This window comes from Bradyrhizobium sp. 27S5 (assembly GCF_037217225.1).
Classification (GTDB): Bacteria; Pseudomonadota; Alphaproteobacteria; order Rhizobiales; family Xanthobacteraceae; genus Bradyrhizobium; species Bradyrhizobium septentrionale.
Genome location: NZ_CP147714.1, coordinates 8,079,103 through 8,101,818 on the forward strand (window position 1 = coordinate 8,079,103; position 22,716 = coordinate 8,101,818).

General features: G+C 63.0%; 26 protein-coding genes. 11 read left to right on the forward strand and 15 right to left on the reverse strand.

Annotated elements, in window-relative coordinates:
* Positions 1-12: 12 nt before the first annotated feature.
* Together WDM24_RS38030 and WDM24_RS38035 are read right to left on the reverse strand one after the other, a co-directional pair.
* Positions 13-777 carry an SGNH/GDSL hydrolase family protein gene (locus tag WDM24_RS38030; protein ID WP_338832520.1) on the reverse strand — a complete coding sequence of 255 codons (765 nt, stop codon included), beginning with the start codon at positions 775-777 and terminating at the stop codon, positions 13-15.
* On the reverse strand, positions 777-2,042 hold the full coding sequence (locus tag WDM24_RS38035) for an OpgC domain-containing protein (protein ID WP_338829352.1): 1,266 nt from the start codon (positions 2,040-2,042) through the stop codon (positions 777-779). Before WDM24_RS38035 ends, WDM24_RS38030 begins: the two co-directional genes overlap by 1 nt.
* Positions 2,043-2,329: 287 nt before the next feature.
* On the opposite strand from WDM24_RS38035, the gene apaG reads away from it, so the two are divergent.
* The 4 genes from apaG to WDM24_RS38055 all read left to right on the forward strand — a co-directional run bounded on the left by apaG (position 2,330) and on the right by WDM24_RS38055 (position 5,211).
* Positions 2,330-2,728 carry a Co2+/Mg2+ efflux protein ApaG gene (apaG, locus tag WDM24_RS38040; RefSeq protein WP_029079882.1) on the forward strand — a complete coding sequence of 133 codons (399 nt, stop codon included), beginning with the start codon at positions 2,330-2,332 and terminating at the stop codon, positions 2,726-2,728.
* A gap of 348 nt (positions 2,729-3,076) precedes the next feature.
* Complete coding sequence (locus WDM24_RS38045; RefSeq protein ID WP_338829353.1) at positions 3,077-3,355, forward strand: hypothetical protein; 279 nt, start codon at positions 3,077-3,079, stop codon at positions 3,353-3,355.
* A 133-nt stretch (positions 3,356-3,488) separates the two neighbouring features.
* The gene (locus WDM24_RS38050) at positions 3,489-4,703 is read left to right on the forward strand and encodes a radical SAM protein (protein ID WP_338829354.1); all 1,215 of its coding nucleotides are present in this window, start codon (positions 3,489-3,491) and stop codon (positions 4,701-4,703) included.
* A gap of 184 nt (positions 4,704-4,887) precedes the next feature.
* Positions 4,888-5,211: a hypothetical protein gene (locus WDM24_RS38055; protein WP_166299388.1), complete on the forward strand. Its 324-nt coding sequence runs from the start codon at positions 4,888-4,890 to the stop codon at positions 5,209-5,211.
* Positions 5,212-5,526: 315 nt separating this feature from the next.
* On the opposite strand, the gene WDM24_RS38060 is transcribed toward WDM24_RS38055, so the two are convergent.
* Both WDM24_RS38060 and WDM24_RS38065 read right to left on the reverse strand, forming a co-directional pair.
* On the reverse strand, positions 5,527-5,787 hold the full coding sequence (locus WDM24_RS38060) for a DUF1488 domain-containing protein (protein ID WP_084518382.1): 261 nt from the start codon (positions 5,785-5,787) through the stop codon (positions 5,527-5,529).
* A gap of 335 nt (positions 5,788-6,122) precedes the next feature.
* The gene (locus WDM24_RS38065; RefSeq protein ID WP_338692510.1) at positions 6,123-6,329 is read right to left on the reverse strand and encodes a hypothetical protein; all 207 of its coding nucleotides are present in this window, start codon (positions 6,327-6,329) and stop codon (positions 6,123-6,125) included.
* 312 nt (positions 6,330-6,641) lie between these two features.
* On the opposite strand from WDM24_RS38065, the gene WDM24_RS38070 reads away from it, so the two are divergent.
* The 6 genes from WDM24_RS38070 (at position 6,642) to WDM24_RS38095 (ending at position 9,827) form a co-directional block, all read left to right on the forward strand.
* The gene (locus tag WDM24_RS38070) at positions 6,642-7,025 is read left to right on the forward strand and encodes a response regulator (protein WP_338829355.1); all 384 of its coding nucleotides are present in this window, start codon (positions 6,642-6,644) and stop codon (positions 7,023-7,025) included.
* A 94-nt stretch (positions 7,026-7,119) separates the two neighbouring features.
* A complete protein-coding gene (locus WDM24_RS38075) occupies positions 7,120-7,899 on the forward strand; it encodes a sensor histidine kinase (RefSeq protein WP_166307580.1) in 780 nt (259 codons plus the stop codon).
* A gap of 487 nt (positions 7,900-8,386) precedes the next feature.
* Complete coding sequence (locus WDM24_RS38080) at positions 8,387-8,512, forward strand: hypothetical protein (protein ID WP_338829356.1); 126 nt, start codon at positions 8,387-8,389, stop codon at positions 8,510-8,512.
* 137 nt (positions 8,513-8,649) lie between these two features.
* The gene (locus tag WDM24_RS38085) at positions 8,650-9,177 is read left to right on the forward strand and encodes a hypothetical protein (protein ID WP_338829357.1); all 528 of its coding nucleotides are present in this window, start codon (positions 8,650-8,652) and stop codon (positions 9,175-9,177) included.
* A gap of 27 nt (positions 9,178-9,204) precedes the next feature.
* Positions 9,205-9,576, forward strand: a complete 372-nt coding sequence (locus WDM24_RS38090) for a signal transduction histidine kinase (protein WP_338829358.1) — start codon at positions 9,205-9,207, stop codon at positions 9,574-9,576.
* Between the two features lie 23 nt (positions 9,577-9,599).
* Positions 9,600-9,827 carry a hypothetical protein gene (locus tag WDM24_RS38095; RefSeq protein ID WP_224741321.1) on the forward strand — a complete coding sequence of 76 codons (228 nt, stop codon included), beginning with the start codon at positions 9,600-9,602 and terminating at the stop codon, positions 9,825-9,827.
* A 37-nt stretch (positions 9,828-9,864) separates the two neighbouring features.
* Here WDM24_RS38095 and WDM24_RS38100 read toward each other — a convergent pair whose 3' ends face one another.
* The 3 genes from WDM24_RS38100 to WDM24_RS38110 form a co-directional block, all read right to left on the reverse strand.
* Entirely contained in the window at positions 9,865-10,869 is a 1,005-nt protein-coding gene (locus WDM24_RS38100; protein ID WP_166213655.1) for an Hsp33 family molecular chaperone, read from the reverse strand.
* Between the two features lie 193 nt (positions 10,870-11,062).
* Positions 11,063-11,989, reverse strand: a complete 927-nt coding sequence (gene argF, locus WDM24_RS38105) for an ornithine carbamoyltransferase (RefSeq protein ID WP_338701679.1) — start codon at positions 11,987-11,989, stop codon at positions 11,063-11,065.
* Positions 11,989-13,197, reverse strand: coding sequence for an aspartate aminotransferase family protein (locus WDM24_RS38110; protein ID WP_338692515.1), 1,209 nt, complete (start codon positions 13,195-13,197; stop codon positions 11,989-11,991). Before WDM24_RS38110 ends, argF begins: the two co-directional genes overlap by 1 nt.
* A gap of 496 nt (positions 13,198-13,693) precedes the next feature.
* On the opposite strand from WDM24_RS38110, the gene WDM24_RS38115 reads away from it, so the two are divergent.
* Positions 13,694-14,206, forward strand: coding sequence for a GcrA family cell cycle regulator (locus WDM24_RS38115; protein WP_029079894.1), 513 nt, complete (start codon positions 13,694-13,696; stop codon positions 14,204-14,206).
* 238 nt (positions 14,207-14,444) lie between these two features.
* Here the strand turns inward: WDM24_RS38115 and phoB are convergent, their stop codons facing one another.
* From phoB to WDM24_RS38155, 8 genes are all read right to left on the reverse strand, one after another.
* Positions 14,445-15,155, reverse strand: coding sequence for a phosphate regulon transcriptional regulator PhoB (phoB, locus tag WDM24_RS38120; protein WP_029079895.1), 711 nt, complete (start codon positions 15,153-15,155; stop codon positions 14,445-14,447).
* Between the two features lie 129 nt (positions 15,156-15,284).
* On the reverse strand, positions 15,285-16,001 hold the full coding sequence (gene phoU, locus WDM24_RS38125; protein ID WP_024578984.1) for a phosphate signaling complex protein PhoU: 717 nt from the start codon (positions 15,999-16,001) through the stop codon (positions 15,285-15,287).
* Positions 16,002-16,012: 11 nt separating this feature from the next.
* Positions 16,013-16,831, reverse strand: coding sequence for a phosphate ABC transporter ATP-binding protein PstB (gene pstB / locus WDM24_RS38130; protein WP_050403108.1), 819 nt, complete (start codon positions 16,829-16,831; stop codon positions 16,013-16,015).
* Positions 16,828-17,673: a phosphate ABC transporter permease PstA gene (gene pstA / locus WDM24_RS38135; protein ID WP_051346119.1), complete on the reverse strand. Its 846-nt coding sequence runs from the start codon at positions 17,671-17,673 to the stop codon at positions 16,828-16,830. The genes pstB and pstA overlap by 4 nt, the downstream gene beginning before the upstream one ends.
* A gap of 4 nt (positions 17,674-17,677) precedes the next feature.
* Positions 17,678-18,667 (reverse strand): phosphate ABC transporter permease subunit PstC, encoded by a 990-nt coding sequence (gene pstC / locus WDM24_RS38140; protein ID WP_029079898.1) that lies wholly within the window; start codon positions 18,665-18,667, stop codon positions 17,678-17,680.
* Positions 18,668-18,895: 228 nt separating this feature from the next.
* A complete protein-coding gene (gene pstS / locus WDM24_RS38145) occupies positions 18,896-19,906 on the reverse strand; it encodes a phosphate ABC transporter substrate-binding protein PstS (protein WP_166299396.1) in 1,011 nt (336 codons plus the stop codon).
* A gap of 136 nt (positions 19,907-20,042) precedes the next feature.
* Positions 20,043-21,356 carry an ATP-binding protein gene (locus WDM24_RS38150; protein WP_338829359.1) on the reverse strand — a complete coding sequence of 438 codons (1,314 nt, stop codon included), beginning with the start codon at positions 21,354-21,356 and terminating at the stop codon, positions 20,043-20,045.
* Positions 21,357-21,440: 84 nt separating this feature from the next.
* A complete protein-coding gene (locus WDM24_RS38155; protein WP_224741319.1) occupies positions 21,441-22,496 on the reverse strand; it encodes a lysylphosphatidylglycerol synthase domain-containing protein in 1,056 nt (351 codons plus the stop codon).
* Positions 22,497-22,716: the final 220 nt, after the last annotated feature.

The following is a 22,716-nucleotide window of genomic DNA, read 5'->3' on the forward strand; positions in this document are numbered from 1 at the left end:
ACTCTGCTTCCTCTAATTCTGCTGCACCGGACCCAGATGGGCCGCATCGATCACGAATTTCGCAAGGGCCCGGCCGAGACAGGCGTGAACCTTCTTGGCCAGGTCGACACCATGCGAGGTGCTGAACAGGTCAAAATATCCGGCGTCGCTCCATTGCTTCATGATCGCGAACCGGTCGAACAGCGGAACGTCGTGCTGCTGCGCCACCACCTTCATATTGTCGAGATATGGCGGTGCAGAGATCATCGTCTCCGTACGCGGGCTGTATTGCAGATTGACCAGCACCACGTCAGTCCCGGCGCCCCGCAACGCAACAACGCCGTCGTTGATGGCGGTACGGAAATCGTCGGGATCGACTGCTCGCATAGCATCGACCGTGCCGGTCTGCCAGATAACCAAAGTAGGCTTTTTTGCTTCAACAAGCTTAACAAGGGTTCCCGCGGTCTCCTCGGCGGTGCTCTTTCCCTGTAATTCTACGGATAGATCGATCGCAGACGACGGCAATGCCTCCTTGAGCGCCGCCTGCAGCGTGGCCGGATAGGCGCTCGCCTCATTGCCGGGAATGGTCGAGGAACGGCTGCCCACCACGAGCACGTTGAGCGGCTGGTTGGCCTTCACGGCATCCATGACCTTCGGCAGCGAGCTCTCGGTCGAAAGCAGATAGGCGGGCACGTCGCAGGGCGGTGCCGGCGGCTCGGCGGTGTCGCCTGCGCGTGCGGGCGCCGCCGCCAAACAGGCGGCCAATAGCGTCAGGCCCAGCAGCGTCCGCGCGGACATCATGCTCCCCCTCCCGCCATATCGGCGTTGCCGCCGGCGCTTTTTTTCGAGGCGCCTTTGTCGGCGGAGTGTTTGTACCACGAAATAATCCACGCCATGCCGCACATGATGAGGATGCCGCTGACGCTGATCAAGGCGTGCAGTGCGGCACCGCCAGATACTTCGGCAAGCACGAAGTGACCGGCAAAGGCGAGGAAGACCCCGAGACAGAATATCTCAAGCGAATGCTGGCCACACAGGATCAAAGGTCGCAGCCAGGGCGATTTCAACCCCGGCCAATCCCGGGGCAGGAAGCGCACGGTGAGGGCTGCGAGCGCCAGGAAATGCGCGAACCGCAACACGTCCAGATCGGTCTTGTTGATCGGATACATCCATTGCTCGATCACCTTGGGCATGATGTGGCCGAGCTGCGGCACGTACCAGGTCAGCGTCACGAAGAACGCGGCGACCAGATAGACGATGCAGATCCACATCGTGATGTTCGACGACAGGATGCGCGACATCCGCCGCGCGCCGCCGAGCGCACACCAGGCGCCGAACACGAACAGCAATTGCCAGGCGAACGGATTGAACGCCCAGAAGCCGTTCGGATAGGCCGACAAATAGAGGTCGAACTGCCAGGTCACCGCGTAGAGCACGACCGACAGGCCGAGCGTGACATCGGGCTTCCATTTCATCAGCCACAGGATCAGCGGCAGGAACAGCATCAGCACGATGTAGAGCGGGAGCACATCCATGTTGACGGGACGGAAGCGCAGCAGCAGCGCCTGGACGATGGTGACGTCGGGCTGCTTGAGGAAGTCCATGATCCCCATCTCTTCGGTGTAGAGCGGGTTCTCGAACGAGGTCGCCACATAGGAGATCTCGGCGAGGAAGATCGTGAACAGGAAGACATGCGCGACATAGATCTGCCAGACCCGGCGCAGGATGCGCGCGGTCGCGATCACGAAGCCGCCCTCCAGCATGGCGCGGCCATAGACGAAGGCCGCGGTGTAGCCGGAGATGAAGATGAAGATCTCGGTGGCGTCGGAGAAGCCGTAATTGCGGATCGTCAGCCAGGTCAGGAGATTGGTCGGCAGATGATCAATGAAGATCAGCCACAGCGCGAGCCCGCGGAACAGGTCGAGCCTGAGCTCGCGCTCGCCGGTCACCGGCAGCGTGATTGCAGGCGCCGCGGCCTTCGCCTTCACCTCGGCATCGGCTTTTGCCTCGGCCTTGGTCTCAGCCACCGGCGAACCGGCTATGGGATCGGCAATCGAGCTCATCAAACACCGTATCGGCTGCGGACGCCCCGCAGGCCGTGCTGAAAAGATAATACCGGTCCACGACTTCCGGAGAAAGCCTTGCCGACAAAGCACAGAGTGCGGCGGCATGCCGCCGCGCTATAGAGCGGAACTATGTTGAAACCGGGATGAACGGCCGGCCCCGGGACCGGCTTTTCACGGCCTGCCCGGCGATTGGTTCCGGCTGACCAATTGGCTATGATAGGCGCCTGTTTGCGCATGATCCGGTCGAAAGCGGATTTTGCGCCGAGATCATCGGATTGAGCCGTATGTACCGCGCCGTTACCCGCCAGATCGAAGTCACCGTCGAGCCGAACTTCATGCCGGAGCGCTCATCGGTCGACCGGCGCGAGTATTTCTGGTCGTACAAGATCGTGATCGTCAATGCGGGGCCGGAAACGGTGCAGCTGCGCACCCGGCACTGGATCATCACCGACGCCACCGGCCGCCGCCAGGAGGTGCGTGGCGAGGGTGTGGTCGGCGAGCAGCCGGTGCTCGCGCCCGGCGAGCGCTTCGAATACACCTCGGGCGTGCCGCTGCCGACCGCCTCCGGCTTCATGACCGGCAGTTACCAGATGGTCACCGAAGCCGGCGAGCGCTTCGACATCGACGTGCCGACGTTCTCGCTGGACAGCCCGAGCCCGGACGGGAAAAGGGTGTTGAACTGAGACACTTCTCCCCGGCGACAACGTCGCTGCGAGGGTGCGCGTCCACAAGACTTCAGGGAGCCAGTCCGCACGCTCTCCGTCACTCTGGAGAGCAATCGCGACGAAGCTGTGACGGTCAAACATGGGTTCGCACTCTCGCGGCGCGATCCAACACGTTGGTTTGCTTGCATCAACGCGCGCGTGGCATAGTGCGCAAGCGTATCCGGAAATTGGCGCCCTAAGGGATTGGCCCGGGCCGACCACGTTGCCTCTGCGACAAAAACGGTATATTTTGCTGTTGCTCAGGCGGTTCAATGCGCCGGGCTTCGGTCGATCCCTGCACCGCGCTGCGAATACAGGAGCGTGACCATGCCGATTACGACGCTGAAGGTTTTGGCGAGCCTCATGCAACTCCATGGGCCGGACGCAATCATTCAAAGCGACCATCAGGGTATCGACGCATTGCTGAGCGATCTGCGCGGACAGGGTGTGCAGCAAGGAGTCGTCGCCGACGAAGCCATGGTGACCCAAGCCGCTTTCAGGCGTGGGGGTTTTGCCAAGGGGGCGAACGCAGGCGCGTTTCGCAGAGCAGCGTACGCTCCGGGCGTAGGCGCGTTTCGCCGAGGCGGATTTGTTCGAGGGTACTAGAGCATTTTCGGTTCTGATTGAATCAGAACCGAAGCTCCAGCTTTTTGTTTTGACGCGTTTTCTTCACGCGAACCGGTATCCACTTCGCTCGAAAACGCTCTAGCTAGCTCCTTCAACCAGTCTCGGTATCGGCATGTCAGCGGACGGTGCAGATTTTGCCGCTTTCCAGGATCAGCCGATCACGCAGTTGCTGGTCAAGGTTGCAACGAGATGTAACATCGATTGCTCCTATTGTTACTGGTTCCGCGACGCGTCCGTTTACAGCAAGCCCAAGCTCATGAGCCCGGACGTGCAGCAGCAATTGCTGCAGCGCATAGAACAGCACGTTCTCAGATACGCCCTCGTCGATTTTCCCATCATTCTGCACGGGGGTGAGCCGCTGCTGTGGGGCGTGGAGAACTTCCACCGCTTTGCCGAGGCCTGCGAGGATATTTCATCACGGACCGGCTGCGAGATACCCATCGCGGTCACGACCAACGGCGTGTTGATCGATGACGATTGGCTGGCCTGCTTCGAGGCCCACAACATTTCGGTCGCGATCAGTCTGGATGGCCCGGCGCACATTCACGACACGCACCGCAAGACGTTCCAGGGTACGGGCACCCACGCCGCCGTCGAACGAGCCGCTCGCATGCTGGTGTCGCGCGAGATTGGCGTGATTGCCCTGGCAGTCTGCAATCCCGCTTATGCGCCGCAGAAGTATGCCGATTTTTTCGCTGCGTGCGGGATCTCCAACTACGACATCATGATCCCCGACGCGACGGTGGACGAGCAGCCGCCATCCATTGCCGCGTTCTACAAGGGCTTGTTCGACGTGTGGCTGGAGGCGAATCGCGCCGCACCGACTACCAGTATCCGCATCATTTCCGACATGATCACCGCCCTGCTCGACAACAATTCACCGACCGAGGGCGTCGGCCACAAACCCGTCGAGCTTTGCACCATCATGACCGATGGCACCGTGGAGGCGCACGACGTGCTGCGGATTGCGGGCGACGGCTTCACGAACACCAGCTTCAACATCTTCGATCATGCGATCGACGCGGTCAGGAACGAGCCTCGCTGGAAAGCCGCGCGCGATGCTTCAATCAATCTTTGCGCGAAGTGTCGGCAATGCAAGTTCATGAACGCCTGCGGGGGAGGCTATCTTCCGCACCGTTTCTCCAAGGCGAACGGCTACGATAATCCTTCGGTCTATTGCGACGATCTCTATGCGATGTTTGAGAACATGCAGTCCGTGCTGGAAAACCATCTTTATGTCAGCAAGCCAGACGGCAGTCGCGTCAATGTGGGCGACACTTTGGCAGGCGCCATGCCCGCGAATGCGAGGCACTCTATTTCTGAATAATAGAAATAGTTCCGAGTTTTTCTGATTTGCTCGACGGCCAGTCAACTCGCCATCATTCGATGTGCAATCGCGCATGGGGGCGGCGCAGCCGCCACGCGATCAACGGAATCGACCGGTCGGCGCCAGGAACCAATGCCTCGCGAGACTATTGGCTTCCTGACACAAGCACTTTTGGAGGATTAATATGAAGAATCTCGCGATTTATTTGGCGGCCGGCGCAAGTGCCCTTGTGATGACCGCCACTACCACGGCTTACGCCGGACCGCTTTCACCCGGTGCGTCCGTCGCGCCGGAGAGCAATATCCAAAACGTTCGCATGGTTTGTAATGAAGACGGCCGTTGCTGGCGTGAACGTGGCGAACGCCGCGTCATCATCCGCGAGCGCGGTGATTCATACGGATATGCGCCCCGCGAGCGCTACATCGAGCGCCATGACTATGAAGAGCGTGGTGGCATCGGGTTCCGCGCGCCGGGCGTGAGCGTCGGAATCGGGACCGACCGCTACTAAGGAAAACCGAAAGCGTCAGAAGGGCCGCGGAGAAATCCGCGGCTTTTCCTTTTGGCGGCGTTGCAAACGGCGAGGACCTGGTCTGTCGGCCAACTGCCCCCGCCTTCACATGTGAGGGGCACTGGCGCCTCGCATGCGCTCCAGGAGCCAGAAAGCCCCGATCGCAACGAACGAGAGAACGAAGATTCCTCCGCACGCCAGGAAAGTCTGTACGAAACTCGTATCCATGACATCCTCCAGTTGATCGCTTGCAAGCTCGACCAACGCGCTCAATCTGCCAGATTGTCTCGCGTGATCGGATCGACGGCGCCGGTTTCAGAAGTTCGCAGCGACCAGATCGTAAGAACCCCTGCTTCCGCGAACATAGACCCTGGCAGCGGCGGCACATATCAGATCGCGGTTGGCATCGAACGCGTTCAGAAGGCCTGGCTCGTCGAGGTAGGCATCCGATTGAATGCGCTTCAAGGCGCCTTCGGTGACGAAGAACGATGCCTCAATAGCACTGTCATATCCCCAAAACCGCACGGCGCGCCGCGTCTGGTCGTATGAACGACTATGATTTGGAAACTCAATCATGGATGAGGCCTATCGGGTTGTTGCCATAGCGTGTCGTGACCCGTGACGCGCACATTGAAGTGACGTCCGTCGAGACCGGGGACAAGATTTGGCGGCTAAGGCTTCGCGCTTCCGCAAAGGGGATGCTGAAACAATACAGTTGCGCTACTACTCAGGTGGCTACTCCGCTAACGAATGACAAGCCCATTCGCACTAGGCCGCCACAAATAGATCGCGATTCGCCTTGTTGTCGGGCGGAAGGATCACTACGTCTTTGGTATCACCGCGCGCCCCGGGCTGTTACCGGTGACTGAGAGTGTTGCGCTCCCGCCTTGACCAAAACAGGCGGTCACATGTCAGATATCTCCAAATTCGATCTTCGCGGGTTGCTCGTACCACCGGTGCTGTTGCCGATCTTCTTTGTGCTGCTGATCGCCGCCGCGGTCGCCATTCAATGGTGACCCACCGCCGCGCGCTTTCGCCGCAGGCCGGATCGCCTCCGATGAAACAAACCGAATCAAACGCTGGCTCACGATCTCGATGATCCGAGCGGTGGTCGCCATGGACGAGGCGCGCGAAGCGCCGATGCAGGAGCTTCTCTGCGGCATCGCGGCGCACCGGCCGATTGAGGCGGCGTGTTGCGGTGTGCTCGCCCCCGACTGAGCACCAACACGCTAGTGACCCGCAGGAGCAGGTGCGCCGTTTGCCGCCGGCCCGAGATAGCGAAGTCCATTCGCGGCGAGATTATTGCATCATTTATCAGCTGGCCGAGGATCATATAGGCACCGAGATGCTTGTCCCAGGTCGACTGCCTCGTCCAGTTCAGGGCAGTTTCGATCTCTCAAATCGCTGCGAGCGGCGTTCCAGGCGTTCTAATGGTACTCGATCATTCAGGCATTCCAGCTGTTGTGCTCATTGTCGAGGACGAGATGCTGCTTCGCATGCGCGCGGTAGAAATGGTGGAAGACGCCGGCTATACGCCAATTGAGGCCATGGATGCCGATGAGGCTGTCGCCATCCTGGAATCCAGGTCCGATATCGCGCTGGTATGCACCGACATCCAGATGCCCGGCAGCATGGACGGCCTTGAACTTGCACATGCCGTGCACGGGCGTTGGCCGTCGATCAAGATCATCGTGGTATCGGGGCAATCGAACCTGCCGAGCCTTCATCTTCCCGCCTGCAGCAGGTCCTTCGCCAAGCCACTCGATGCCGGGGAAGTGATAGCTGAGATGCATGGCATGATCGGCCACGCCTGATGCGCTCGCGTTTTTCGTGCCGGATACGTCCAGATTCGCCTGATTGCGCAGAAAACATTCGCCGAAGAGCCAGCTTCTAATGATACGGTCGATGATGTCTCCAGCCGACCTCCGCACAGACCCGCGTGCTGCAAGCAGTGTAGCACCGCAGCAAGACGTTCTGGCGGAAGAGAATGTCAGCCTTCGGCTTCTCCTCGCGCAGGCCGAGATCGATGCCCAGAGTTTGCTGACCGCGGCCGGCATTGACGCCAAGGAGCGCGAAGCAGCCGACAAGCTGCAGAAGGTGATCCTCGAGGAGTTGCACCACCGCATCAAGAACACGCTCGCAACCGTCGGTGCCATTGTCTCCCAGAGCCTGCGCAACCTGGAAGGGGTTGAACACGCGCAGCACGCCATCGAGGGCCGGCTGCTGGCGCTCGGGCGGGCGCACGATCTCCTGCTGCAGGCAAGATGGAGCAGCGCGGATCTCGGCACGGTCGTCCGCGGCGCCACCGAAGCATTCAACAATCCGGATGAGCCGAAGTTCTCGATTTCAGGACCCAATATTCGCATGACGTCGGGCGCCGTCATCGCCATCGCAATGACGCTCAACGAGCTCTGCACGAACACCACGAAGTTCGGCGCCCTGTCCGCCCCACAAGGGCGGATCGACATCAGTTGGAGGCTGGATCAACCAACACAGCGCTTGCATCTGACATGGACCGAGAAAAACGGACCGGCAGTCCACCTTCCGGAAAGGCGCAGTTTCGGGACACGGCTGATCGAGACGCTCGGCAGGCAGCTGCGCGGCGACGTGCGGCTAAGCTATGAGCCGACCGGCTTCGTGTATGCATTCGACGCACCATTGGCTTCTCTGACATCGTCAACCGCATAGGGGACGTCCCGAACCCACCCGCTAAAGTCGGGATATGACGCTCGATGACGAATTAAGTCGACTACCGGGCATAAGGGGTATTTACTGCGGTCATCACCGCTCCGCCTCTGGCCGATATCGGTGACTGAGAGTGCTGCAAGCTCCCGCCAGTAATCAGGAGAGCTTTGTGCCGATTGCCCAACACAGCGAGCCTGAACCGCCGCCTCATGACCTGCTGGCGATGGAGGCCGTGAGGACAAGGGATGCTGCGAAGCCATTCCTGCCCGGCCTTCAGCGCGACGCGATGCTTCGCAAGGCGCGCCTGATCGAGACCGCCTCCCACATCAATGATTGGCTAACATCTCCCGGCCTGCGAACGCCGTGCTAGAGCGTTTTCGAGCGAAGGACACCGGTTCGCGTGAAGAAAACGCGTCACACTGACAAACTGGAGCTTCGCTTCTGATTCAATCAGAACCGAAGCTCTGCGACGTTGAGGACAAGCCGCCCCATGACGAGGCGGACTGAGGCCGCCACTGATCGGATGCCGAAGGGCATGGCCTCCGGTCGTCTCTCACCAGGCAACGGCGTCGACATCGGCTCCAACCTGTTCTTCAGGAACAGGCGACCGCGGTGAACGTTGTTGTTGTGCAGATATTCACGCGCGCCATCCGACTTGCTTATGCCCGGTGATTTGTGGCGTTGGTGCTCGTTATTCGACCCATTGCTTCCCATATAAAAGATCATCCTCGTCGGCCATCGAGATGGGTCGGAATGCGCGGAGAACCTCCAACGAAAGGGCCCGCCATGTTCAAATCTCAGCAGTATCGTGCCAAGGCAGCCGCATATGGCGAACTGATCAAACGTTCGAGCGGTCAGGGCGAAAGCCGCGAGCTTCAGGAGCAGCAAGACCGCCTCGCTTCGCTCGCGGATAACGAGCAGCAACTGGCGGACGATTTTGACCACGCGGTGAACGTTGCGGAGCAGGACCGCTCCCGCGGCGCGGCCCTCGCCGCCGAAGAGGAGTACGTTCTGCGGTGTCTCGGCGCGGCCGTCATCATGCAATGGAACGTCCTGCCGAAGACGCTGCAGCGGGAAATCTTCGACACCGCCGGATCGGTCGGAAAGCTGTTGGAGACGGCGGAGCTCCGCGGGCAGATCGCGCGCTTCCTGCACAAGCACAAGGATGATGCCGGTCGCGACAAGACTCTGGAGGCGCGTCAGGACGCGAGATCGCGCGCTGCGGCTTTGTCGCGGTGGGACAATGAAGGAGGTGCAGTCCCCGACGGACTGCCGATGTAAGCAAACTGCAACAATAGGAGATTCGTTATGTCACTTACCCAATTTGACGTCGATGACGGACCGCACAGCATGGACGGGCTGCGACTTCTCGCCCGGGATGGAAATGAACGGATCGAGGCGTTCATCGGCCGCAAGGTGATGGACGTCTGGGCCGAGTCTGTCGAGCACCGCGGCGGACACCAAAGCCTGTTCCGCGATCAATACAATGCGCTTGGCAGACTGAACCTGGCGGCCATCGAGCGGATCGTCAGTGCGAAATACCAACGCGGTGCTGCGTTCAACCGCCAGCATCCCTATGTCGAGGTGCTGTTCTCGGACATCACCGACAGCGGGGAGACGCTGAATCTGAGCGAACTCGTGCGCGAAGTCTTGCCGCCGGCGTTTCACCGGCTGAGTTGAAGGTCGATCCAGGAGGAATTCCCATGATGAAGAAATCCCTGCTCTCCACTGACGAACCAGAGAAGAAACCACTGCGCGCCGACCGGCCTCCTACCGAAGGTTTCGTGATCATTGTCGACAAACATTTCAAGTCGGAGTTCGACAACGTCGAGGCTGCTGAAACGGCTGGCCGCAAACTGAAGGCGGCCTATCCGATGCTTCAGATCGAAATCTATGACGCCGTCAGCAAGACCCGCACCTTGCTGAGCTGACAGGCCTCGTTACCGGGCTTTGTGGTCGGTCTCCCGCCTACTCGGCGCCGGCTTCCTGCGGCGTGAACTCGTAGACCGACGAGCAGAACTCGCAGGTGACGACGACCTTGCCGTCCTTGACCATCTCGGCGCGATCGTTCGGCGCAAAGCTCTTCAGCATCGACGACACCGCATCGCGCGAGCAGGAGCATTGCGCACGCAGCGTCTGCGGGTTGAAGACGCGAACGCCGCGTTCGTGGAACAGGCGGTAGAGCAGCCGTTCGCCGGACAGATCGGGATCGATCAGTTCGACGTCCTCGACGGTGGAGATCAGCGACTGTCCCTCGACCCAGGCGTCATCGTCCGGCACGTGATGCGTGGCCGTGCCCTCCGGCGCATCGCCGGGGTGCAGATCGGCCTGCTTGGCGCGCTCGGGCGCCTTGGGCAGGAATTGCAGCAGGATGCCGCCGGCGCGCCAGTGCAGCTTGCCGCCCTCGCCGCCGCGCATCTCCTCGCCGACCGCAAGCCGCACCCGCGTCGGTATCTGCTCGGAGCGCAGGAAATATTCGTGGGCCGCCTCTTCGAGGCCGCCGCCGTCGAGCGCGACCAGTCCCTGATAGCGGCTGGTGGTGTTCGCGCCCTGGTCGATGGTCATCGCCAGATGGCCCTTGCCGAGCAGCTCGCCCGAGCTCTGGCCGGTCTTGAGGCGCGCCTCATCGTAACGCGCATAGGCACGTAGCCGGTCGGGCGCCTGGAAGTCGACGATCAGCAGCGAGACCGGACCGTCGGTCCGGGTCTGCAGGATGAAGCGGCCCTCGAACTTGACCGATGAGCCAAGCAGCGTGGTCAGCACGATGGCCTCGCCGAGCAGCTTGCCGACCGCGGGCGGATAATCGTGCTTGTGCAGAATCTCGTCGAGCGCGGGGCCGAGCCGGGTCAGCCGGCCGCGCAGATCCAGCGCGCCGACCTCGAAGGCCAGCACGGCATCGTCGACAGGAACCGCTGACGGCGCGCGAACCGGCGCCTCGGGCGTGATTTTGATGTCGGGGGATTGTGAAACCATGGCGCTCTATCTGGGGTCTCGAACCATGAAATAAAGGGGCTTGCTAGGCACTCGTGTCCCGGACGCGGTGCAGCGTGCAACGCTGCTCCGCAGGGCCGGGACCCACACTGGGTCTCGGCATGGATCCCGGATCAGCAGCGCACCACGCCGCAAGAGCGGCGCGCTGCGCAGCATCCGGGAAACGCAGATATGCTCACGCGACCGCGTCGAAACACCAGGCCAGAATGCCCTTCTGCGCATGCAGGCGGTTTTCCGCCTCGTCGAACACCACGGATTGCGGCCCGTCGATCACCTCGTCGGTGACCTCCTCGCCGCGATGCGCGGGCAGGCAGTGCATGAACAGCGCGTCCGGCTTGGCGAGCGACATCAGCTTGGCATTGACCTGATAGGGCTTCAGCACGTTGTGGCGGTGCTCGCCCTCCTTGTCGCCCATCGACACCCAGGTGTCGGTGACGACGCAGTCGGCGCCGCGCACGGCGGCTTCCGGATCGGTGCCGAGCATGATCGGCGCGCCGGTCGCCTTGATCCAGTCGCGCATCGGCTTCTTCGGCGAGAGCTCCGGGGGGGTCGCGACATTGAGCTGGAACTTGAAGCGCTCGGCGGCATGTGCCCAGGAGGCCAGCACGTTGTTGTCGTCGCCGGTCCAGGCCACGGTCTTGCCCTCGATCGAGCCGCGGTTTTCCTCATAGGTCATGAGGTCGGCCATCACCTGGCAGGGATGCGAACGGCGGGTCAGGCCGTTGATGACGGGAACGGTGGCGTGGGCCGCGAGCTCGAGCAGCGCGTCATGGTTGAGGATGCGGATCATGATCGCATCGACATAGCGCGACAGCACGCGCGCGGTGTCGGCGATGGTCTCGCCGCGGCCGAGCTGCATCTCGGTGCCGGTCAGCATGATGGATTCACCGCCGAGCTGGCGCATGCCGACGTCGAACGACACCCTTGTGCGGGTCGACGGACGCTCGAAGATCATCGCCAGCGTCTTGCCCTCGAGCGGCTTCCTGCCCTTCTCATGGGCCTTCAGCTTCGCCTTCATGGCGGCGCCGGCGGACAGCATGTTGCGCAGTTCGCCGAGCGGCAGCTCGTTGATATCGAGGAAGTGACGGACCGGCTTGCTCATCATCCCGCCGCCTTCTTCGGCTGGGCCGCCGCTAGCGCAGAGCAGGCGCGCTCGAGCGAGCCGATCGACTGGTCGATCTCGGCCTCGGTGACGATCAGGGGCGCCAGGAAGCGCACCACATTGTCGCCGGCACCGACGGTGAGCAGCTTCTCGTTGCGCAGCGCAGCGACGAGGTCGCCCGAGGGCACCACGGCCTTGACGCCGATCAAAAGGCCCTCGCCGCGCACTTCCGCCAGCACGGACGGATAGCGGTCGACGACGGAAGCGAGCTTCTGCTTGAGCAGCAGCGACATCTTCTGCACGTGATCGAAGAAGCCGGGTTTCAGCATCACGTCGAGCACGGCATTGGCCGCGGCGACCGCCAGCGGATTGCCGCCGAAAGTCGAGCCGTGCGAACCCGGCGCCATGCCCTCAGCGGCCTTGGCGCTCGCCAGCACCGCGCCGATCGGGAAGCCGCCGCCGAGCGCCTTCGCCAGCGACATCACGTCAGGGGTCACGCCGGTGCGCTTGTAGGCGAAAAGATCGCCGGTGCGGCCCATACCGGTCTGCACCTCGTCGAATGCGAGCAGCAGGCCATGCTCGTCGCACAGCGCGCGCAGCGCCTTGAAGAACGCCTGCGGCGCCGAGCGCACGCCGCCCTCGCCCTGCACCGGCTCGATCAGGATGCCGGCGGTATGCGGGCCGATCGCCTTCTTCACCGCCTCGATGTCGCCGTGCGGCACCTGGTCGAAGCCGTCCATCGGCGGGCCAAAACCCTCGAGATATTTTGGCGAGCCGGTCGCGGCCAGCGTACCCAGCGTGCGGCCATGGAAGGCACCTTCGAAGGTGATGATGCGGTAGCGCTCGGGATGGCCCTTGGAGAAGTGATAGTGGCGGACCAGCTTGATCACGCCTTCCATCGCCTCTGCGCCGGAATTGCAGAAGAACACGAAGTCGGCAAAGCTCTGCTCGCACAGCCGGGCGGCCAGCGCCTCGCCGTCCGGGCTCTTGAACAGGTTCGACATGTGCCAGAGCTTGGTCGCCTGTTCCTGCAGCGCCTTGACCAGATGCGGATGCGCATGCCCGAGCGCGTTCACCGCAACGCCCGAGGTGAAATCGAGATAGCGGTCGCCGTTGGTTGCGATCAGCCAGGCGCCCTCACCGCGCTCGAAGCCGAGATCGACCCGGGCGAAGACGGGGAGCAGATGCGACGAGGCGCTGTTGGTCATGGCGTTCACTGCCGGTTTGAAGCCGACAATTGCCGGGCGGCTTGACGCCAGTGCAGCAACGGCCAGCTTCGGAAAACAAAACGGCCGCCTTTGCGGGCGGCACGTACAGGCATTCTATGCTGCGGCCAGTAGGTGTCAATCGCCAGAAGCCGGCCTTTGCCGGCCTTCCTGCGATGCGGAACGAGCGCAATCCGGAGCATTCCGGTGCGGTGGAAAAGCCTCATTGCAGTGCTTAACTTTGTGGGAACATGTGGACGCACGGCCGCGGACTCTTGCGCCAGAGTCACGCCATATTGTAGCGTTTGGCCTGTCGGGTACGACATCTCGTGCGGCAGTACTGGACCCTCTAAGTAGCCTTCGTGTCTCACGTAAACGTTCGGGCGCAAGACCGCGCCCGGCGAGGGCTAAGGGATTCTGGCCGCTGGGATTTTGACCCGGATTTGGCTCGCAGCGCCGCTCCAATGACTGGCCGGCGCGATGCGAAAGGAAGAATGCGATGACTGTATTGACCTGGTCCGACGATCGCGTCGAGCAGCTGAAGAAGCTCTGGGAGTCTGGCCTCTCGGCCAGCCAGATCGCCGCGGAACTTGGCAATGTGACGCGAAACGCCGTGATCGGCAAAGTGCATCGGCTCGGCCTCTCCGGCCGCGCCAAGGCCCCCTCCACGGCGGCACCGCGGCAGCGCAAGGCCCGCCCCGCCCAGCACATGATGCGGGTGGCGCGTCCGGTCTCGCGCGGTAACACCGCGCTGGCGCACGCCTTCGAGGTCGAGATGGAGCCCGATCCGATCTCCTACGACAACGTTGTGCCGATGAGCCAGCGGCTGTCGCTGCTCGAGCTGAATGAAGCCACCTGCCACTGGCCGGTCGGCGATCCCTCGAGCCCGGAATTCTTCTTCTGCGGCGGCAAGGCGCTCGGCGGCCTGCCCTATTGCGCGCACCATTCGCGCGTCGCCTACCAGCCCGCCGGCGATCGCCGCCGGCCGTCGGCGAAACCGCAGATCAAGTGAGCACTCGGGACACTGGCGTAGGACTGAAAAAGAAATCCCCGTGAAAGCGGGGATTTTTTTGTGGCTCGTCGCCCGGATGCATCACCGGCGTCGTCCCGGCGCAGGCCGGGACCCATAACCACGAATGGGTGTTGTTAGAAAGCTGTCTGGCCACTTGCCCATTGCGCCGGCCGCGGCGTATGGGTCCCGGCTTTCGCCGGGACGACGCCGTGTTGCGGCTTGTGAATGCCGCGCGGCCTTACGGCTGCGGCTCGGCCTTCGCGAAGCGGTCGTCGAGCGCGTAGCCGGCGCCGCGCACGGTGCGGATCGGATCCTGCTCGCGGCCCGGATTGAGCAACTTGCGCAGGCGGCCGATATGCACGTCGACGGTGCGCTCGTCGATATAGATGTCGCGGCCCCAGACGCTGTCGAGCAGCTGCTCGCGGCTGAACACCCGGCCGGGATGCTCGAGGAAGAATTCGAGCAGACGATATTCGGTCGGCCCGAGATCGATCGGGCGGCCGGAGCGCGCCACGCGGCGCTTCTCGCGGTCGAGTTCGATATCGCCATAGGTCAGCACGGTGGCAAGCCGCTCCGGGCTCGCACGGCGCAGCAGGCCCTTCACCCGCGCGAGCAGCTCGGGCACCGAGAACGGCTTGACGATGTAATCGTCGGCGCCGGTGGCAAGCCCGCGCACGCGCTCACTCTCCTCGCCGCGCGCGGTCAGCATGATGATCGGAAGCTGCTTGGTCTCGGGCCGCGCCCGCAGACGGCGGCACAGCTCGATGCCGGACAGGCCCGGCAGCATCCAATCGAGTACCACGAGGTCGGGGATGCGCTCCTTCAACCTGGTGTCGGCGTCGTCGCCGCGTCCCACCGTTTCGACGTCGTAGCCTTCCGCATCGAGGTTGTAGCGCAACAGCGTCGTCAGCGCTTCCTCGTCTTCGACTACCAGAATGCGTGCGCTCATCGGTCTAAGTTCTTTCTCTGTGGTGATCCGTTGCCCAAACGCAAACCGAAACACTCAACCCCTGAGCATATTCCCCGTGGAAACGGTTTGTCGCGACGACAATCCGGTTCCGCCGATGCGGATCATGCCCTAGTTGCCCGGCACCGTGGTGGCGAAATTGGTCATATCGCCCTTCGGACGCTTGTCGGTGATCTGCTGGCCCTCGATCATGTAGAACACGGTCTCGGCGATGTTGGTGGCGTGGTCGCCGATCCGCTCGATGTTCTTGGCGCAGAACATCAGATGGATGCAGAACGAGATGTTGCGCGGATCCTCCATCATGTAGGTGAGCAGCTCGCGGAACAGCGAGGTGCAGATCGCATCGACCTCCTCGTCGCCCTTCCAGACGTTCATCGCCGCCGGCAGATCGTGCGCCGCATAGGCGTCGAGCACCGACTTGACCTGAGACAGTACGAGGTCGGTCATGTGCTCGAGGCCGCGGATCAACTTCAGCGGCTGGAAATCGCTCTCCAGCGCGGCGACGCGCTTGCCCATGTTCTTGGCGAGGTCGCCGATCCGCTCGAGGTCGGTCGCGACGCGCATCGCGCTGACGATCTCGCGCAGGTCGATCGCCATCGGCTGGCGGCGGGCGATCGTCAGCACCGCGCGCTCTTCGATGACGCGCTGCAGATTGTCGATCTCGATGTCGGCGGCGACCACGCGCTTGCCCAGCGCGACGTCGCGGCGGATCAGCGCGTCGACCGACTCGGTGATCATGCGCTCGACGAGGCCGCCCATCTCGGCGACCAGGCGGGTCAACTCCTGCAGGTCGCTGTCGAATGCCTTGGCGGTATGTTCAGAAGCCATCGCTTGTCTCCTCAGCCGAACCGGCCGGTGATGTAGTCCTGCGTGCGTCGATCGCTCGGCGAGGTGAAAATCTTGTTGGTGTCGTCGAACTCGATCAGCTCGCCGAGATACATGAAGGCGGTCTTGTCGGAGACGCGCGCCGCCTGCTGCATGTTGTGGGTGACGATCGCGATCGTGTAGTCCTCGGAGAGCTCCTGGATCAGCTCCTCGACCTTGGCGGTCGAGATCGGGTCGAGCGCCGAGCACGGCTCGTCGAACAGGATCACCTCGGGACGCACCGCCACGGTGCGCGCGATGCACAGCCGCTGCTGCTGGCCGCCGGAGAGCGACAGGCCGGAGGCGTTCAGCTTGTCCTTGACCTCGTTCCACAGCGCGCCGCCGCGCAGCGCCTTCTCGACCCGGTCGTCCATCTCGGACTTCGAGATCTTCTCGTAGAGGCGGATGCCGAAGGCGATGTTCTCGTAGATCGTCATCGGGAACGGCGTCGGCTTCTGGAACACCATGCCGACCCGCGCACGCAGCAGATTGAGGTCGAGCTTGGGATCGAGAATGTTGGTCTGGTCCAGCATCAGCTGGCCGACCGCGCGCTGGCCTGGATAGAGGTCATACATCCGGTTGAAGATGCGCAGCAGGGTCGACTTGCCGCAGCCGGACGGGCCGATGAACGCCGTGACGCGGTTGGTGCCGAGCGTCAGGTTGATGTTCTTCAGCGCGTGGTGCTCGCCGTAATAGAAGTTGAGGTTGCGCACCGTGACTTTCGGCGGCGCTTCCGGCAGCGGCACCTGGGGAACGTGGCTCGCGGCAGTCGTGGAGACGGAAAGCTCGGTCATTTTGCGGCCCTTTCGGCACCAAGGATGCGCGCGCCGATGTTCAGCGCGAGCACAGTGAATGTGATGAGCAGCGCACCGCTCCACGCCAGCTCTTTCCAGTAGGCGTAGGGGCTCTGCACGAAGTTGTTGATGGTCACCGGCAGGTTGGCCATGGTCTTGGTCAAATCCCAGCTGAAGAACTGGTTCGACAGCGCGGTGAACAGCAGCGGCGCGGTTTCGCCGGCGACGCGGGCGGTCGCCAGCAGCACGCCGGTGATCAAGCCGGATCGCGCTGCACGATAAGCGATCCGCTTGATCACCAGCGAGCGCGGCAGGCCGAGCGCGGAGGCCGCCTCGCGCAGCGGATTGGGCACCAGCAGCAGCATGTCCTCGGTGGTGCGCAGCACGACCGGGATCACGATCACAGCGAGCGCGAGCGCGCCTGCGATCGCCGAGAAGCCGCGCATCGGCACCACGACCGCACCATAGATGAACAGGCCGATGATGATCGAGGGCGCGCTGAGCAGGATGTCGTTGATGAAGCGGATCACCGAGGTGAGCTTGTCGTTCTTGCCGTATTCGGCGAGGTAGGTGCCGGCGAACAGGCCGAGCGGCGCACCGATGCCGACGCCGATCACGGTCATGATGACCGAGCCGACGATGGCGTTGAGCAGACCGCCTTCGGTCGAGCCGGGCGGCGGCGTGTTCTGGGTGAACAGCTGCACGCTGAGGCCGGCGAGGCCGTTGTAGAGCAGCGTGAACAGGATCAGCGCCAGCCAGGTGACGCCGAACAGCGCCGCGCCGACGCAGAGTGCGCGGATGACGATGTCGCTGCGGCGGCGGGATTTGTAGATCGGGTTCATGGCGCTACTTCCCCGCCTTCGTTTCAAGCCGCATCAGCATCAATCGCGCGCCGGCGAGCACGAAGAAGGTCAGCACGAACAGCAGCAAGCCGAGCAGGATCAGGCCGGACTGGTGCAGGCCGTCGCTCTCGGCGAATTCGGAGGCGATCGCGGCCGAGATCGTGGTGCCCGGCGCGAAGATCGACGACGAGATGCGGAACGAGTTGCCGATGATGAAGGTCACCGCCATGGTCTCACCGAGTGCGCGGCCGAGCGCCAGCATGACGCCGCCGATCACGCCGACCCGGGTGTAGGGGATCACGACGCTGCGGACGACTTCCCAGGTGGTGCAGCCCATGCCGTAGGCGGCCTCCTTCAGCACCGGCGGCACGGTCTTGAACACGTCGACCGAGATCGCGGTGATGAAGGGCAGCACCATGATCGCAAGGATCAGCGCGGCGTTGAACAGGCTGAGATAGGACGGCGGGCCTCCGAACACCGCACCCAGCACGGGCACGCCTTCGAAGATCCGGATCATGAACGGCTGGAACGTGTTGGCCAGGAACGGGCCCAGCACGAAGAAGCCCCACATGCCGTAGATGATCGAGGGGATGCCGGCTAGCAGCTCGATGGCGATGCCGATCGGGCGGCGCAGCATTTGCGGGCAGAGTTCGGTGAGGAAGATGGCGATACCGATGCCGACCGGGATCGCGATCATCATCGCGATGACCGAGGTGATCAGCGTGCCGTAGATCGGGCCGAGCGCGCCGAGCACCGGCGGATCGGCCGAGGGTGCCCAGCGCTGCGTCCAGAGGAAGGCGAAACCATATTCCTTCATCGCCGGCCAGGCACCGACGATCAGCGACAGGATGATGCCGCCGAGGATCAACAGAACCGAAATCGCCGAGATGCGGGTGATCCAATAGAAGGTGAGATCACCCAGCTTGAAGGCGCTGAGGGCCTTGGCGCGATCGTACGGTCCCGCGGCTTCCATCACATCGCTCTGAACAGCCATGTCTGCCACGCCAATCCCCTCTTTACTATGTGAAAGCCACGCAAACCGCTACGCCCCGAAGCGATCTTCACTGACGCAGTTGACCGGGCGCCATTCCGGCTTGCGCCTTCGGAGGCGCGAGCCCGGGCCCCGTCCGCGTTTCTTGCCGCGGTAACGGAGCCCGGGCCTTGATCGCTCAACCTGTGCCGCCCTTGGAAGGCGGCACAGGCCGTGTTCGAAATATCGAACTTAGCTCTTGATGTCCGACGACCAGGTCTTCTCGATCAGCTTGACGACCGAGTCCGGCATCGGGATGTAGTCGAGCTCTTCGGCCGCCTTGTCACCCTTCTCGAAGGCGTACTTGAAGAACTTGAGCGCTTCCTGCGAGGCCGCCTTGTCGGTCGAGTCCTTGTGCATCAGGATGAAGGTCGCCGCGGTGATCGGCCAGGAGGCCTCGCCCGGCTGGTCGGTCAGGATCACGTAGTATCCGGGAGCCTTGGCCCAGTCGGCATTCGACGCAGCGGCCTGGAAGGCGGCGATGGTCGGCTGCACGGTCTTGCCGGCCTTGTTGACCAGCGCGGTGTAGGTCAGCTTGTTCTGCTTGGCGTAGGCATACTCGACATAGCCGATCGCGTTCTTGGTCTGGCTGATGTTGCCGGCAACGCCTTCGTTGCCCTTGGCGCCGACGCCGACCGGCCATTCGACCGCGGTGCCGGAACCGACCTTGGACTTCCAGTCGGCATTCGACTTGGCGAGATAGTCGGTGAAGTTGAAGGTGGTGCCCGAACCGTCCGAACGGCGCACGACGGTGATGGCGTCGCCCGGCAGGGTCAGCTTCGGATTGAGCTTGGCGATCGCCGCGTCATTCCACTTGGTGATCTTGCCGAGATAGATGTCGCCGAGCACTTCGCCCGATAGCACGAGCTCGCCCGGCTTGACGCCCTCGACGTTCACGACCGGAACGATCGCGCCCATCACCATCGGCCACTGGACGAGGCCGTCCTTCTCGAGCTGCTCGGCCTTGAGCGGCGCGTCGGTGGCGCCAAAGGTCACGGTCTTGGCCTGGATCTGCTTGATGCCGGCGCCGGAACCGATCGACTGATAGTTCAGGCCATTGCCGGTGTCCTTCTTGTAGGCGTCAGCCCACTTCGAATAGATCGGGAACGGAAACGTCGCGCCCGCGCCGGTAATATCGGCAGCGAAGGCTGACGTCGAAGCGGCGACCATGCCGGCAGCGACGATTGCTTTGATGAAATTCATGGGGTGGTCTCCATCTTGTGAGCGAAGCGCCGAACGCGCCCGATTGCGCTCACGCCGGTCCATCTAGGAGCGGTCGGTGCTGCTTTTACGAAGGTTGGATGACAGTTGGATGACAGCGCTAAGCAGCTGAAAGTGCTTAGCTTTGGGTCGGTATCGGGGTCTTCGGCCGGGGAAAACAGGCGGTAAAAGTCGCGCCGTTTTTCGGCACGCTTTCGATCAAAAGACGCCCGCGATGACGGTTAAGAATATGTTTCACCAGCGATAATCCGAGGCCGGTTCCGCCCTGGTTACGGCTGTCGCCGACGTCGACCCGGTAGAAGCGCTCGGTCAGCCGCGGCAGGTGCTCCGGGGCGATGCCGGGGCCGAAATCCCGTACCAGGACACGGATTTCGGGGCTTCCCTCGCCGCCTGTGCCCGGAGCGGTCTGGTTGAGCGACACTATGACGCGGCCACCCGAGGCGCCGTATTTGAGGGCATTCTCGATCAGGTTCTCGAATAGGCGGAGCAGTTCCTCGCGGTCGCCGGCGATCGTGACAGGGGTCTGCGGCAGGTCGACGTCAATCTCGACCTGTCGCTCGCTGGCCAGCGCCTCGAGCCCGTCGGCGACCTGACGGATGATCGGCACGATATCGATCGAGGCCTCGGGCCGCACATGGGCCGACAGCTCGACCCGCGACAGCGACAGCAGATCGTCGATCAGCCGCGCCATGCGGGTGGCCTGGGTGTGCATGATGCCGAGGAACCGCTCGCGCGCCCGCGCGTCGTCGCGCGCCGGCCCCTGCAGCGTGTCGATGAAACCGGACAAAGCGGCGAGCGGCGTGCGCAGCTCATGGCTGGCATTGGCGACGAAGTCGGCGCGCATCTCCTCGACCCGGCGCAGCGGTGTCAGGTCGTGGAAGGTCATCAGCATGCACTTCTCGGTGCCGCCGAACTGGGTCGGCACTGGAACCGGCGTGATCACCAGTTCCATCCAGCGATCGACCGGGACGTGGTCGGTGTAGGTGGCCCGCCGCGGCTCGGTGGTCGCGATCGCCTCGCGCAGCGCGGTGATGATCTCCGGCGAACGCAGGGCAAATTGCGCCAGTTCGTTCCGGCGCAGCGCCGGCGCGAGTTCGGCCGCTGCGGTGTTGAGGTGGATGACGCGGCCGGCGCGGTCGAGCAGCACGGCCGGATCCGGCATGCCGGCGACCACGGCGCTGACGGAAGCAGCCTCGACCGGATTGCCACTGCGGACATCCTCACGCGAGGTCCCGGCATCATGTAGCCGCCATGGCACCAGCGCCGCGGCCGCGATGCAGACGAACACCGCGCAGGCGCGCACGAGCGACAACTCGCCGAGTGAAACCACCACGCTCAGCGCCAGCGCCGCGGCGAGCAGGATCAGCGCGGCATGACGCAACCGGTCGGGCCAGGGCGAGAAGATGGAGGAATGCGAATCGTCAATTGCCATCGCGGCGGCTTTCTTCCCGTCGGTTCATGTCTCGCCCAGGCGCGGTCACATCGACCTTCCCTCGGGAGGCATCGGGCCGCTTCATCAGACGCCGGAGTCACCGCGCTTGCGGACCAGAACCGCCTCATGATGCGGCTCAGCGCGGGGACCCGAATCAGCCTGCGGCAGCCGTTTGAGTCGGGCGCCGACGATAACCTCCCGAAACGTCAGCAAGATTACAGATATGACGAACGGCGCAATATAGTAGAGCAGGCGGAAGAGCAGCATGCCGCCGAGCAGGTCCTCGCGGTCCATCTGCCAGAGGCCGACCAGCATGGCGGCGTCGAACACCCCGAGGCCGCCCGGGGAGTGGCTGGCAAAGCCGAGCAGGGTCGCCGACACGAAGATGACGGCGACCACGACGAAGCCGAGATTGGGCTCGTCCGGCACCAGCACGTACATCGCCAGCGCGCAGAAGCCGAGGTCGACGATGCCGATCGCGATCTGCAGTAGCGTCAGCGGACCGCCCGGCAGGGTCACCGTCCAGGGGCCGCGGCCGACCACCCGCGGCTGGGTCCAGACCCAGACCACATAGGCAACCAGCGCGATGATGATACCGAACGCCAGCGTGCGGTTGAGCCAGGGCGGCAGCTGGTCGATGTTGGCGGCAGCCTCCGGGTGGTAGGCGATGCCGAGCCCGAGCACCGCGGCATTGCCGAGCCAGAAGGTGAGGCCGGCGAGAAAGCAAATCTTGGCGACGTCGATCGCGTTCAGTCCCCAGGCCGAATAGATTCGGTAGCGCACCGCGCCGCCGGTGAAGACGCTGGCGCCGACATTGTGGCCGATCGAATAGGAGGTGAATGCCGCGAGCGCGTTGATGCGATAGGGCACGTGGGCGTGGCCGATCGCACGCACCGCGAACAGATCGTAGAAGGTCAGCGTGAAATAGCCGGCTGTGACAAACAGCCCCGCCAGCGCGATTTGCCGCGGCTCGGTGCTCTTGATGGCCTCGAGCACCTCGTTGGTGTCGATGCCGCGCAGCATGTGATAGAGGACGTAGCAGGCGATGCCGATGACGGCGATGCTGATCACAACACCCAGCCGATGCAGGATTTGCTTCTGGCGCAGAAACGCCATCGCCCTGCGTATTGCTTCCAGCATCTAGACCTCGAATTGCGATCCCGCGACGACGGCTCCCGGGCGAACTCCGCCGGCGCTTCGCTGTGTCCTGCCCCGTGTAGCGCGTTTTAAGCCGGAGTGGAATTCGTCGAAGGACAATAAAACGCGCATCTTCAAGATATTAGGGATGATTCATGACAGCGGATGCACAAATATGCGCGTTTCTCGCCACCTTCGACAAGACTTGACATTCCCGTGCGGT